The following is a 14,015-nucleotide window of genomic DNA, read 5'->3' as shown; positions in this document are numbered from 1 at the left end:
TCATTGACTCACTCCGAATCACCTTACTATGAAATATTTAAAATTTATCTGAGGATATTAAATGCCACCTAATAGGGCACTAATATAAATACCTAAAGCGTATAATACACCAAAAATTGTGTTGGTTTTTCCAGTTGCAGCCATAGCAGGCATCATACTTGCAGGTGTATCATTCTTTTTGAAACGACGAATGGCTTTAACTGGCATAGGGAATGATAACAAGACAAGTAGATAAAATAGTGAACCACCATCTACAAATAATGCAGTATAGACAACGAAAACGTATGCAATGATATACATAACTGCCATAAATGTAATTGATGCGCGTTTACCTAATAAAATAGGTAGAGTTTTACGTCCACTCGCTTGGTCTTTGACTCTGTCGCGTATATTATTAGCCATGTTAATTAGACCAATTGTAATTACTATTGGAATACTAATCCAAACCACAAAGCTATTGATATTGCCAGTTTGTATGAAGAACGCTAATAAAATAATAATCATGCCCATGAATAAACCAGAAAACAGTTCACCAAAAGGTGTCCAAGAAATTGGCATTGGGCCACCTGTATATAAATAGCCAATTGCCATACAGACGATTCCTACTGGAATGATCCAAAATGAACTATTCGCTGCTAAAAAGATACCAAGCAATGCAGCAACGATATAAAAAGCAATTGCTAGATTCATGACAAGTTTTGGACTCATACCATTTCTTACGATAGCACCACCGATACCAACGGAAGTGTGATCATCTAAACCTTTTTTAAAGTCATAGTATTCATTAAACATGTTTGTTGCAGCTTGGATAAGTAAACAAGCGATTAACATTGCAATAAATAACATGAATTTGATGTTATCTTGACTACCTAATAAAAAAAGTTTTGCAGTTGCAGTACCAACTAAAACTGGTACAACAGCAGCAGTTAAAGTATGAGGTCGCATCAAATGCCAATATTTTCTAACAGTAGAATATTGTTGATATTGATTTGCCATAATTTGATCTACCTCTTATTGTATATTGTTTTAACATATGTATTTTAAAGGAATAGTAAATAAAGGTCAATCAACGTGAAATATTTCTCTAGAAGATTAAGCAATTATGCCACCATAAATAGTTAAAAATGATACAATATTGTAATGAGAAAAAATAGATAATGAAAGAAGTGAAATGAATGGCTGCGAATATAAAGGAAGATGACATTATTGAGTCAATATATGAAAGTAACAAAAGCTGGGTATCTGTTGAAGTAAAAATTGATAGAGAACTTGCACCTGATGAATTATTCAATTTAACTGAATCTCAGGCAGGAGATCGCTTTTATTTTCGCTTAAATGATAATGCGTCTTCATTTTTCGGCTATCATGCTGTTCAAAGATTCAAAAATAACTTTGATAATAAGCAATCGATCTTTCGTGAGTGGGAAAAATTTAAAAAAGATATTGAATTGGTACACCCGGATATAGAAAAGCATCATTTGAAAGTCATTGGAGGATTTCAATTTTCTAGCCATAAATCTGATGATGAATGGCGTGAATTTGGCATTAATCATTTTGTAATACCTCAAGTTTTAATATCAAATATCGGAGAAACTACTTATCTGACATATACAGTTGAAAGAGCCCAATTTGATATTGAACAGTTTAAAGAAGTAGTGAATTACTTTGAAGAAACTCAAATTGCTAAAGCTGAACATGATGAAACATTGGGGAATATCTTACGAATGGAAGATATCTATGTTGATGAGTGGAAAGAACTCGTTAGGGATGCGATTGCTCAGCTTGATGAAAATAAAAAAATCGTTCTTGCAAGACGTCGTATGATTAAATTTGATAAACCAATTAATATACCTTATGTGCTTAATCGAGCATTACAAAGCGAAAGAAACAGCTATTTATTCATTTTAGAATCCAATCAATCTGTATTCTTTTCACAAACGCCAGAACAACTTTTAAAAGTAGAAGACGGTGTTCTATCTACAAAAGCTGTAGCTGGTACGATTAAGCGATCTAACGACATAGACGAAGATGAAAAAAATATACAAGCATTTTTAAAAGATAAAAAGAATTTAGGTGAACATGATTTTGTAGTTAAAAGTATTCTAGATGACATAACGCCTTATGTTGATAATATTGAATATAATCATTCACCCAATATTTTAAAAAACGACCATCTATATCATTTATATACTCAAATTCAAGGTCAGTTAAAAAACAAATCCTTTATAGGACTAATTGATGAAATGCATCCTACACCAGCTTTAGGTGGCTACCCTAAAAATGAAGCACTCAAATTTATTGAAAAAAATGAATTTGGAACACGAGGCTTATACGGCGCACCAGTTGGTTATATCGACATGAATGATGATTGTGAATTTATTGTAGCAATACGCTCAATGTTAATAAAACAAAATCAAACCACGTTATTTGCAGGGTGTGGTATCGTAAAAGATTCTGACCCTGATAGTGAGTTAGCTGAAACTGCAGTTAAATTTTCACCGATGATGAATGCTTTAGGAGTAGTGGATAAGAATGAATCATAATGACGCACTAACAAAACAAGTATATACATTTGCTTCGGAGTTATATGCCTATGGCGTACGTGAAGTTGTAATTAGTCCCGGCTCAAGATCAACGCCATTGGCCATTGCTTTTGAAGCACATCCTAATATTAAGACATGGATACATCCTGATGAACGTAGTGCAGCGTTTTTTGCTTTAGGCTTAATAAAAGGTAGCGAACGCCCTGTAGCTATTTTATGTACCTCTGGTACTGCGGCGGCAAATTATACACCAGCAATTGCAGAGAGCCAAATCAGTCGTATACCTTTAATTGTATTAACAAGTGATCGTCCACATGAATTAAGAAGTGTGGGGGCACCACAAGCAATTAATCAAGTTAATATGTTCGCAAATTATGTTAATTTTCAATTTGATATGCCTGTAGCAGATGGTACTGATTACATGCTAGACGCAATTTATTATCAAATGCAAATTGCAAGTCAGTATCTATATGGTCCACATAGAGGTCCTATTCATTTTAATTTACCATTTAGAGAGCCATTAACACCTAACTTAGAAAGACAAGAGTGGCTAACATCTTATTCTAAAAAGCTGCCACATTATCAAAAAAATATTAATGTTCAAGACATCAGACATATATTAAAAGAGAAAAAAGGGTTAATAATAGTTGGTGATATGCAACATCAAGCTATCGATCAAATACTTACTTATGCGACCGTGCATGACATACCTATACTTGCAGATCCATTAAGTCAATTACGTAAGTATAATCATCCAAATGTGATTACGACATATGATTTATACTATCGTGCAGGTCTCGACTTAGATGTTGATTTTGTAATAAGAGTTGGTAAACCTGTTATCTCAAAAAAATTAAATCAATGGCTTAAGCGCACAAATGCATATCAAATTTTAGTGCAGAATAATGACAAGATAGATGTATTTCCAACGCCACCGAGTATTTCATATGAAATATCTGCAAATGATTTCTTTAGAAATCTTATCGAGGAAGCAGCTGTCGATCGAAAAGACTGGATAAACATGTGGCGAACACTTGAATCACAGGCTAGAAATACAATCGATAAACATATGACAAATGCAACAGATGAAGCGGCATTTGTAAAAATATTAATTGATAAATTAACTAAAGACGATGCTATTTTTGTAAGTAACAGTATGCCAGTTCGTGATGTCGATAATCTACTTTATAATAGTGAAGTTGAAGTATATGCGAATCGTGGTGCAAATGGTATCGATGGAGTTGTATCAACTGCTATTGGAATGGCTGTACACAAGAAAATCACGCTGATAATCGGCGATTTAGCATTCTATCATGACATGAATGGTCTTTTAATGGTTAAAATTAATAATATTAATTTAAATATTGTTTTACTTAATAATGATGGTGGCGGTATATTCTCATATCTTCCACAAAAAGCATCTGCTGAAGCATATTTTGAACGTTTGTTTGGAACACCGACTGGATTAAATTTTGAATATACAGCATTACTTTATGATTTTACATTCAAACGATTTAATACTGTGGCAGATTTTACTCAAGAAAAGCTATCACATATGAATTCACATATTTACGAAATGGTAACCAATCGTGATGACAATATGTCACAACATCAAATTCTATATAAGAAATTGAGTGGTATTCTAAATGTTACACTATAACTTCTATCAATCACAAAACAATTCAAATCAGTTATTAGTACTTTTACATGGCTTTATTAGTGATAGTCGTACGTTTAATGATGATGTTCAATATTTTTTAAAAGAGGCTAATGTTCTTACAATCGATTTACCAGGGCATGGACAAGATCAATCACCAATTGATGTAACTTGGGACTTTCCATACATTACGACACAATTAGATGAGTTATTAGATATATACAAATCTTATGATATTACTTTACTCGGATATTCAATGGGTGGCAGAGTGGCCTTGTTTTATGCGTTATACGGTAAATGCTCTTTATCAAAATTGATAATTGAAAGTAGTTCCCCAGGAATTAAAGATGAAAATAATCGACATGAGCGTCAACAAATAGAAGCAGCAAGAGCGAAAGTATTAGATATTGCTGGGTTAGAGGTATTCGTTAATGATTGGGAAAAATTACCACTATTTTATACGCAATATGAATTAGATAAAGATAAAAAGTCGGCTATAAGAGAAATGCGATTATCCCAAAATCCACATAAATTAGCAAAAGCATTGCGTGATTATGGTACTGGCCAAATGCCTAATTTATGGGAACAAATTGGTAATATTCAAATACCTTGCTTTATTTTAACTGGTGAATTAGACCAAAAATTTGTTAAAACTGGACAAGCTATGAATAGGGATATGAAATACAGTCAAATCCATTCTTTTTCAAATGTAGGTCATACAATTCATGTGGAAGATAAGGCGGAATTTGATACAATAGTATTAGGTTTTTTAAAGGAGGAGCAAAATGACTAGACAGTGGGAAACACTTAGAGAATATGATGAAATAAAATATGAATTCTACGAAGGAATTGCTAAAGTAACGATTAATCGACCTGAGGTAAGAAATGCATTTACACCTAAAACAGTAGCTGAGATGATTGATGCATTTAGTCGTGCACGTGATGATCAAAACATTTCTGTAATCATCTTAACAGGTGAAGGTGACAAAGCATTTTGTTCTGGCGGTGACCAAAAGAAACGTGGACACGGTGGCTATGTAGGCGAAGACCAAATCCCACGTTTAAATGTATTAGATTTACAACGTTTAATCCGTGTCATTCCTAAACCAGTTATCGCAATGGTTAGAGGTTATGCCATCGGTGGTGGTAACGTATTAAACGTAGTATGCGACCTAACAATCGCTGCTGATAATGCTATTTTCGGACAAACAGGTCCTAAAGTAGGTTCATTTGATGCTGGTTATGGTTCTGGTTACTTAGCAAGAATCGTTGGTCATAAAAAAGCACGTGAAATTTGGTACTTATGTCGCCAATATAATGCACAAGAAGCTTTAGACATGGGCTTAGTTAATACAGTGGTTCCATTAGATCAAATCGAAGATGAAACAGTTCAATGGTGTAAAGAAATTATGAAACACTCTCCAACAGCTTTACGTTTCTTAAAAGCTGCTATGAATGCGGATACTGATGGCTTGGCTGGATTACAACAAATGGCTGGAGATGCTACATTACTTTACTACACTACTGATGAAGCTAAAGAGGGTCGTGACGCGTTTAAAGAAAAACGTGATCCAGACTTTGATCAATTTCCTAAATTCCCATAAATCAGTAACGGTAAAATAAAAAAGTATAATTTTAGGACACTTATATAGTGATAAACTGATTGACAGTTAACCACTATTTTAAGTGTCCTTTTTTAATTAAGGTTATATATTGTAGTTTGCTTTTAAGAATCTTTCTAATCGACGCATACCCTCTTTTAAGACATCCATGTCATATGCATAAGAGATACGAATGTAACCTTTACCTATATCGGTGAATGATGATCCGGGAACCATTGCTACGTGTGCTTCTTCAAGCACTTTGACGCAGAAATCGAAATCATCAGCAGTATAGTTACGAATACTTGGGAATATATAAAAAGCACCTTCTGGTTGAGCATCCAATTCGAAGCCCAATTCTTTTAATTTATTTACTAAATAGTTACGACGCTCTATATAAGCTCGGTTCATATATTGAGGCGCATCTAATCCTTCATTAAGTGCAGCAATACATGCGATTTGTGATGGTACATTTGCACATATACAATTATATGCATGCATAAATGTTAACTTTTCAATTAGATACTCAGGGCCTAGTAAGAAGCCTATACGAATACCGGTAGCGGAGTGAGACTTACTTAACCCACCAATAAGTAATAATTGATCACGAATTTCCTCAAATTCTGCAAATGAGACATGCTTACCTTTGAAAGTATTTTCTGCATAAATTTCATCGCTAATAATAAAAATTTCTTTTTCTTTCAAATAATTTACAATGCCTTTTACTTCATCACGTTCTAATATCACACCAGTTGGATTCGTAGGATAATTCAGCAAAATTGCTTTTGTTTTATCAGTATAATGTTGCGCAATTAATTCTGGAGTGATTTTAAATTCTGTATTTGTAGTATCTATATAAATAGGCTTACCACCTAATGTTTCAACTAAAGGAATGTAGCCTGCATAAATAGGTCCTGGAATTAATATCTCATCTCCAGGTTCGATAATACTTCGCAATGACGTATCAAGTGCTTCACTCGCGCCATTCGTAATAATGATTTCCTCTTCACTATAATAAAAACCGTACTTATTTTTGAAATAATTACTTATTGCCTGTCGAGTTTCCGGCAATCCCTTATTGTGTGAGTAACTAGTTTTATCTTCTTTAATCGCATTGATGTATGCCTCTTTTACCACATCTGGCATAGGAAAGTCGGGTTGACCAATCGTTAAATTTACACAATCATCAATGTGCTTCATACGATTAGAGAACTGGCGTATACTTGGTGCTCTTAAAAATTTGGAATTCGTATTTAAAGATAATTTCATTTTTTACACCTCAAAAAAACCAAATTATAGTAACATTAAATGTTACTACAAAATTTTTAGAATAATCTTATAATAACATATTTTTTAGTCACCATAATTTGGTAAGTCCTTTTGTATTTAATTTTTTTATTATCCTCTAAAAGAAGAAGGTTTCTTCAAATTAATTAAAGGATTCGTCCATTTACAAACAAAGTTCGTCGATAGTAAATATACAATTAACACTGAAATGAGAATTAAATAACCGTAAGTGAATACTGATATATGATCTTTAAAAGGATATATTTCCAATCCTCTAACTATACCTATAACTAAACCATGTAATAAATAGACGTACATTGTGCGATTTCCTATATAAGTATAAACACGTTCATGATTACTCATTAAATTGAGGAATGAGAACATAGCTACAAAGATAACGAAGTATAGCAATAGTCTTTTCAATGGGCTGTACACATCTTCATTATTATTTTCAAGTGAAGTATAGGGACTACTACCTAAAAGCCAATCTGAATTGATTGGGTGTATATAGTAGACGATGAAAAATATAATAAGTACAATGATTGAAATTAGCCTTAATTTTTTATTTCTCAATAATTGAGTATGAGCTCGCGTTGTTAAATAACCAACATAAAAAATCGGGAAAAATATGATTGTTCTTGAAATACTCATATAACCATCGATATCATCAGAAAAACCTGCAAGTATTGAAATAATCAAAGCGACAGGTAATACATAATATGCTTTATAGCGACGTACTATGACAAGGATGACATGGAAACAAAATAATGTAAGTAAGAACCACAAAGCAAATACAGGATTAAAAGGGTCCATTTGAATTGCATCACTTTTACCAGTTACAAAATAATAGATAGAAAAGAATGCATAAAATATAGCGTATGGCGCAATCAACTTTTTAGCTACATTCTCTAAGTAATGTGGTTTATCTAAATGTTTCGCAAAGTATCCAGAGATAAATAAAAACGATGGCATATGGAAACTATAAATTAACAAATATAATGCAGATAAGTATTTACTTTCAGAAGTATAAGGTTGAATCATATGACCGAATACGACTAAAAAGATAAGGATGGCGCGCGCGTTATCGAAAAAGTAATCTCTTTTTGTATCCATCGACATACGATTGTCTCCTTTTTTAATTAATAACTGTATTTAATTTAGTATATATTAACATTGAAATGCAACAATTTAGGATGAAATGTTGGGTAATAACTATTATTTGTATGTAAATTCTATTTGATTTTAGAAAAATAGATTTAAATATGAATAGTATTTGCATAATAGGGAAGAGCAAGTTATCACATTAAAGGAGTGGATTAATATTAACATATTAAAAGACATCATTAAGCTGATACATCCAATGGTAGGTGGGAGTATCATCGGTCGAATCATAGCAAAGGAATCACAACAGGACTACAAAAATTTTAGGAAACCACCATTTTCTCCACCTACAAAAGCATTTCCAATCGTATGGCCAATATTATATTTATTAATGGGCGTTTCATATTTAATCACTACTAAAAATAAAACAAAGACAACTCGAATTAAAGTGACACATTATACGCAGTTAACTTTAAACTATTTGTGGTCGATCCTTTATTTTAAAAAGAAAGTAAGAGGTATTGCATTAATTGAAAGTATCATGTTGTTTATCTCAGTATTTGCTAACGCAGTATCAATGTTTAAAATACATCGAGTGGCTGGGTTATTACAGATTCCATATGTACTTTGGTCTGCATTTGCAAGTTATTTAAATGCAGGTAATTATTACCTTAATAAGGACAATCCTAACTATAAATAGCAATGGAATATATCAATGATTCATAGTTTAAATATATATTTAGCGAGATGCTTTAAAACTTAATGAAATTAAAATTGAATTATTTAGAATTGTATTGTGACAAAATATTGAAAGTACATGACATATAAAAAAATCATAGTATAATAGTATTATCAATTACAAAAGTGGAGTAGAACAACAATGTATAATCAACTAGAAAAACTTATTACACTAACTAATAATGACCTTAATTTGGTTAATAGACGTTTTGGACAGCGTACAGATATTACAAATGATCAATTAGAACTATTGAGAATTTTATATAGTTATGATCGATTGTCGCAATATGATTTAACGATGAAGATTAGTAGAGAGCAATCCATTGTATCTAGATGGATTAAGAAATTAGTGCAAAAAGGATATATAACTAGTCAACAATCTCATGAAGATTTACGTTGCAAAGACTTATGCCTAACAGAAGAAGCTCGTAATTTGATTCAACAAATCAATACGGCAAGATGTGAGTTAATAGAAGCACGTTGTCAGTGTCTAAGTAAGGAAGAAATACAAAGTTTAAATCAACTATTAGATAAGCTAAATAGTCGTCACATATATATTTAAATAAATGAGTCCTATTGTCTTAATGAATTTAGCCAAATAATCATTATAGCGATAGGGCTTTTTTAGTACAGTTAAATGGGCATAAAGAATATAACTTTTAATTGAATGTTTAAAATTGTACGAACTTGCAACATATATAATTAAAATAATTATAAAAAGACAATTTCTATAGTGTATCAATAGAAATTGTCTTTTTAATTTATCCAAGAACTTATTGTCCTAGAATCTTGGTTATTCAAATGAGAATTTTATGTCTCATTCATTTTATTAGTGAATAGAGTTATTTATTTACTATAGCTTGAGATATCAAAATATTTACCAACAGCTTTAATTTCATTATAAAGTTGTTTTAAATATTGAGCGTTAGCATTAGCCCAATTAATATCAGTTGCATATTGGTGTGTAGCAGGGTGGTCTGGATTCCAACGCATTTTATATAGCGTGTTTTGGCCTGCTTTAATATAGTCTTTACCTATAAATTTAGCACCACCAATAATCGCTTTAGACACTGTATTCCAACCAGCTTGCTTAGCATAATTAATACCATTGTATAGTGGATTAGCATCAAAAGCGGCTATACCAAATACATTATGATATTTTGTAGCACTATTAGTAGTAACATAGTTATTTACGATGTTTGCACCTTTAGCTAATTGAGATTGACCATTACCAGTTTCAATTAATGCATGTGCAATTAAGTAAATTTCATTGATACCTGAAGTAGCAGCAGCTTGACTGAATGCTTGACCTTGATTTTCAAGAACACCTTTACCTTTAAGTAATTGATTTAAACTTGCTACAGAAAGGTTTTGCGGGCGATCTAAGCGTAAGAATTGATATTTAAGCGTATCATCTTTAGCTAATTTTTCTGTGTTCATAGCATTTTTAATTTCACTATAAGTTGCGTTTGACCAACCATAACCGTTTCTTTGAACTTGTGGTGGAGCCCCGTACGCATTTTGTTGAAGTGATACAGCTTGATTTAATGTTCTATATGATTTTGAATATTTAACTAATTCTTTTTTCAAATCAGTATCTTTAATCCATACATATTTGCCATTACTTAATTTACCATAATACCAAGTTTTACCATTAACGACTTTACGATTTGTTACTTGGAAGATTTGTTCATTAAAAGCTTTTAATGAAGTTGCTTTAGCTGAACTAGGGTCATCATAGTAATAACCATTAGTAGTGTTGATAATAAATTCATATTGATATTTTTCACCATTATCTGATGAAGTATTTGATGAAGTTAAGTCATTCTTAGCGATCCAACCAGTTTTACCGTTAACTGTACCGTATAGATAAGTTGTGTTTCCAATAACAACTGATTTAGATACTTTAAATGATTTATTAGCTAAATCTTTATTATCTAAACGTTGTTGGTTTGTACCCCACGCAATTGAGTATAGACCATTATTTTTGTCGTTAATTTTATAAGTACCTGATGTTTTTTGTTCAGAACTAGAGTTTTGAACTTTCAAGTCTTTAACATTGAACCAACCTAAAGGTGTATTTGTCGTAGTATTTTGAAGTAACACATAAGTATTACCATCAATTGTTTTTTCTTTAGAAACGTTGAAAGTACGATTAGCATACTTAGTTGCATTTTTACCTGTTTTATCATAAACAGTTGCACGTGCACCGCTGTTGTTCGCATTAACTTGAGCTACTTTCGACACAGTTTGAGTTGATGCAGTAGATGGCTTAGTAGCTTTAGTGTTTACAGCAAATTTAGCATTTACTTTAGGTGTTTGTTTAACATCAGTTGATTTAACCCAACCCCAAATATTGTTGATTACACCGTGTAGGTATGTTTCGTTACCAACTTTAAGGTTATCAATTGATTTTAACTGTTTACCACTTGAAGGTACTGTAGCTTTAACTTGTTTAGCTGTTCCCCAAGGTGTGTCGTAAATATTTGCATTTCCATTAATATCGTAATAAGTAGCATTAGTTTTGTTAGGTGTTGTAGTTTTAACAGAAATTTCTGAAGCAGGTACCCAACCACGTGAAGTATTACCATTATAATCAGAAATTAAGTAATAATCTTTATTGTTCAACGTAGCTTTCTTAGTTATGTTGTACGTTTTTCCACCAATAGTTGCGTTAGCTTTCACATTTTTATCATAAACAGTTGTATACGTTCCTTTATTTTTAGTAGAAACTTGACCTAGTGTATTCTTAAGATTCGATACTTTTAAAGTATTATCTACAGTAGGTGTTTTACTTCCAGAAGATGGTTTAGTTATATTAGATAGAAATGCTTGGCTAACCCATCCATTTTTACCATTTAAAGACCCATATAAATAAGTGGCTTTGCCAACTTGTTGAGACTTTGTTGCTTTAAATGGTGCTGTATTAGATTTTGAAACAGTTCCAGCTACTTGATTATAGTTACCCCATGGCACTGTATATAGCGTAGCACCTGATTTTATATTATATGATTGGTTTACTTTTACAGGAGATTTTACTGTATTATAAACGGTTTCTCCTTGCTTAACCCAACCGTAAACTTTACCACTATTGTAGTCAGATACTAGATAATACTTATCTTTACCAAGTGTGGCAGATTTAGTTACAGATAAAGTGTTATGAACTTGGTTAGTAGCTTTACCTTTATCATCATAAACTGTTGTGTAAACACCACTATTATCAGTTTTAATTTGAGCTAAGCCACTATTTGACTTAACAGTTAATTTAGGTGCTGTAGTAGTGGAACCACTATTACTTGAACCACCTTTATTGGTATTAGATGAGCTGCTACTTGAAGTAGTACCCCAAGGTGCTACTTGGCCTGTTTTAATTAAATATTTTTCATTAATTAAATCGTATAATTCATTATAAGTATAATTATGGCTTTGTAGGTAAGCGTGTGGGTCAGAATGGTCTGTACCACCTAGGAATCGACTAATTGCATAGTGAGTCCAAACTGTACCTTGACCATCATTTTCAGCACTATTAGGTGTTAATCCATAATATTGTAATTGTGTTGCAGCATAATCTGCATAGTTATTCATTGATTTAGCGAATGAAGCATAGTCATGTGTATGAACAATTTCAACATTTATAAAACGATCATTAGCATATGGACCCGCACCCCATGATAGGTAGTCAGTAGGGGCAGTTTCTATAATACGGTTACCATCTACAAATGCATGAACGAAAGCTGAGTTGTAATTGTTTTTCATGTAATTAATTTCGCCATCAATAGTTGAGTTATCATTAGCTGTATCATGAACTACAATACCCTCTGGTTTACCTACACCATTACGATATCCATATTTAGGGAAATAAGATGAATAATTTTCTTCGATTTTAGGTGCTTGTAAGTTATTCGAACGAATATAGTTGTTGATTGATGAACTTACTTGTGGTTTATATTTCGGTAAAGATGATGTAGTTGCTTTAGCTGCATAACGTTGAACTGTTTTTACTGAAGTAGCTGGACCACCTTTGCCACCAACTGATCTAAATCCAGAATAACCTGATTGTGTACTGTTAGATGTAGATGTTTGAGTTGTTTTTGATGCTGTTGCATTCTTCGTATTAGCTTCTTGTGATGTTTTAGCTTGATCTACGTTTACTTGGGTTGCATTATTATCATTATTACTATAAGTACTTACTTTCTTATCACTGCTTTGCTCAGACTCTATTTGCTTGTTAGACTGAGCCACTTGATTAGTTTGTGATGGAGTAACAGATGATGAATTCAATTGATTCTTATTTGATGAAGTTAAACTATTCTCTTGTTGTGAGTTAGAGCTACTTTCATCAATTTGATTATTAACATTTTGTGTAGTGTTTTGATTACTATTAGCAGACGTATCATCATTTGACTGAACTTGAGGTGATGATAAAGTGTTTTTAGAAGCTTGCAATGTTTGCTTATTAGCATCAGTATTACTTTGTGTGTTATTGATATTATTTTTTTGATCAGATTTATTTGAAGTTGAAACTTCTTGCTCTTTATCTTGAACCTTAGCTTGTTCACTATTTGAATTAGTAGCGTTTGTGTTAGCAGTACTTTGATTTTGCGTACTTTGTTGATCTTGTGAAGTCTGTTTTGTTGTAGTTAAATTATCTAATTTAGCATCATACGTTTTGCTTACTGTAGCAACAGATGCTTTAACATCAGAAGGATTTTGATACGTTTGTACCCCTGATACATTTTGAGCTGAATTAGTTACTTCTTTTTTAACTTGCTCAGCATTTTCTATATTTTGTTGATCATCAATAACATTATTTGTATTATTCGAATTTTGATTCGCTTCAGCTGCATGTGCATGTTGTGAAGTAAATGCAGCACCAAATAATGTGATCGCAATCATCGAAGGAAATTTTAAATTAAACTTTTTGGTCATATTGTTACTCCTCGTTATTATTAATATTACAAATTCATTATAGTATTTTAATTAAGGCTATGATTTGATTTAACTTATTTGTAAACTAACTTTAATACTTTCTTACATATAGTAAACAAATTATGATTTTACTAAGGACTACATTACTAAGCACAGGTA

General features: G+C 32.0%; 10 protein-coding genes. 6 read left to right on the top strand and 4 right to left on the bottom strand.

The features are described from left to right. Positions 1–57: 57 nt before the first annotated feature. Positions 58–996, bottom strand: a complete 939-nt coding sequence (locus SBL16_RS00635; protein WP_016931372.1) for a 1,4-dihydroxy-2-naphthoate polyprenyltransferase — start codon at positions 994–996, stop codon at positions 58–60. A gap of 179 nt (positions 997–1,175) precedes the next feature. On the opposite strand from SBL16_RS00635, the gene SBL16_RS00630 reads away from it, so the two are divergent. From SBL16_RS00630 to menB, 4 genes are read left to right on the top strand one after another with little or no spacing between them, the layout of a single operon-like run. Further along, positions 1,176–2,543, top strand: coding sequence for an isochorismate synthase (locus SBL16_RS00630; RefSeq protein WP_107611324.1), 1,368 nt, complete (start codon positions 1,176–1,178; stop codon positions 2,541–2,543). Then, on the top strand, positions 2,533–4,203 hold the full coding sequence (gene menD, locus SBL16_RS00625; protein WP_107611323.1) for a 2-succinyl-5-enolpyruvyl-6-hydroxy-3-cyclohexene-1-carboxylic-acid synthase: 1,671 nt from the start codon (positions 2,533–2,535) through the stop codon (positions 4,201–4,203). The genes SBL16_RS00630 and menD overlap by 11 nt, the downstream gene beginning before the upstream one ends. Further along, positions 4,190–4,993 (top strand): 2-succinyl-6-hydroxy-2,4-cyclohexadiene-1-carboxylate synthase, encoded by an 804-nt coding sequence (menH, locus tag SBL16_RS00620; RefSeq protein WP_317952299.1) that lies wholly within the window; start codon positions 4,190–4,192, stop codon positions 4,991–4,993. The genes menD and menH overlap by 14 nt, the downstream gene beginning before the upstream one ends. Then, positions 4,986–5,804, top strand: coding sequence for a 1,4-dihydroxy-2-naphthoyl-CoA synthase (gene menB, locus SBL16_RS00615; RefSeq protein ID WP_011276187.1), 819 nt, complete (start codon positions 4,986–4,988; stop codon positions 5,802–5,804). The genes menH and menB overlap by 8 nt, the downstream gene beginning before the upstream one ends. Positions 5,805–5,906: 102 nt before the next feature. On the opposite strand, the gene SBL16_RS00610 is transcribed toward menB, so the two are convergent. Continuing rightward, entirely contained in the window at positions 5,907–7,070 is a 1,164-nt protein-coding gene (locus SBL16_RS00610) for an aminotransferase class I/II-fold pyridoxal phosphate-dependent enzyme (RefSeq protein WP_107611321.1), read from the bottom strand. Positions 7,071–7,199: 129 nt separating this feature from the next. Next, a complete protein-coding gene (locus tag SBL16_RS00605) occupies positions 7,200–8,207 on the bottom strand; it encodes an acyltransferase family protein (RefSeq protein ID WP_107611320.1) in 1,008 nt (335 codons plus the stop codon). Positions 8,208–8,361: 154 nt separating this feature from the next. Between SBL16_RS00605 and SBL16_RS00600 the strand changes: the two genes are divergently transcribed. Both SBL16_RS00600 and SBL16_RS00595 read left to right on the top strand, forming a co-directional pair. After that, positions 8,362–8,889: a TspO/MBR family protein gene (locus SBL16_RS00600; RefSeq protein WP_053017816.1), complete on the top strand. Its 528-nt coding sequence runs from the start codon at positions 8,362–8,364 to the stop codon at positions 8,887–8,889. Between the two features lie 180 nt (positions 8,890–9,069). Then, positions 9,070–9,489: a MarR family transcriptional regulator gene (locus SBL16_RS00595; RefSeq protein ID WP_037535525.1), complete on the top strand. Its 420-nt coding sequence runs from the start codon at positions 9,070–9,072 to the stop codon at positions 9,487–9,489. Positions 9,490–9,773: 284 nt separating this feature from the next. Here SBL16_RS00595 and SBL16_RS00590 read toward each other — a convergent pair whose 3' ends face one another. Continuing rightward, positions 9,774–13,856 carry a GW dipeptide domain-containing protein gene (locus tag SBL16_RS00590; protein ID WP_119472300.1) on the bottom strand — a complete coding sequence of 1,361 codons (4,083 nt, stop codon included), beginning with the start codon at positions 13,854–13,856 and terminating at the stop codon, positions 9,774–9,776. Positions 13,857–14,015 lie beyond the last annotated feature (159 nt).

Origin of the sequence: Staphylococcus sp. NWU MK-U1, from assembly GCF_033283505.1 — a bacterium.
Classification (GTDB): Bacteria; Bacillota; Bacilli; order Staphylococcales; family Staphylococcaceae; genus Staphylococcus; species Staphylococcus haemolyticus.
The sequence above is the reverse complement of the archived record's forward strand: the minus strand, read 5'-3'. Positions and strand labels throughout refer to the sequence as shown.